The sequence below is a fragment of the Halomonas sp. ALS9 genome (assembly GCF_001651035.1).
GTDB lineage: Bacteria > Pseudomonadota > Gammaproteobacteria > Pseudomonadales > Halomonadaceae > Vreelandella.
Map to the genome: position 1 here is coordinate 1 of NZ_LXRG01000181.1, position 421 is coordinate 421.

Below are 421 nucleotides of genomic sequence, written 5' to 3' on the forward strand. Positions count from 1 at the left end.
GACTCCGGGCATAGGTAAATTGGGAGGAAATTTGTCCCACCACGACAGGCGGCAGTAAGCCTTTCAAATACTCATCAGCCAGTACCAGTGTTAACGAACTGGGTACATCCAGTGCTGGTAAATGACATTGAAAGTCGCGATCAAAATACCAGCTATAAGGCTTCTGAGTGTCATCGCAGCTAATGGGAAACTGTGTAGAGAGCTTCTGGCTCAGGTCCCGCTGTAGCGAGCGTACGTCAATATTAACCCCCCGCTCAGCGAGTTTTTCTTTCAGTACTGGGGTGGAAATGCGTCCAGGATAGCGGGGAATTAACTGCAGAAGCGTCAAGTAGCGAAAGAGTGTATCGCGAGCATCAGACATAGATTTGCTAACCCTGGGCGTGATAATGAAAACATACAAGCTTAAAGTGACTCACAAAAC

1 pseudogene is annotated in these 421 nt (G+C 47.7%); it reads right to left on the reverse strand.

From position 1 onward, the window contains the following. Positions 1-361, reverse strand: a pseudogene (locus A6R74_RS12960) (helix-turn-helix transcriptional regulator); the annotation flags it as partial. Positions 362-421: the final 60 nt, after the last annotated feature.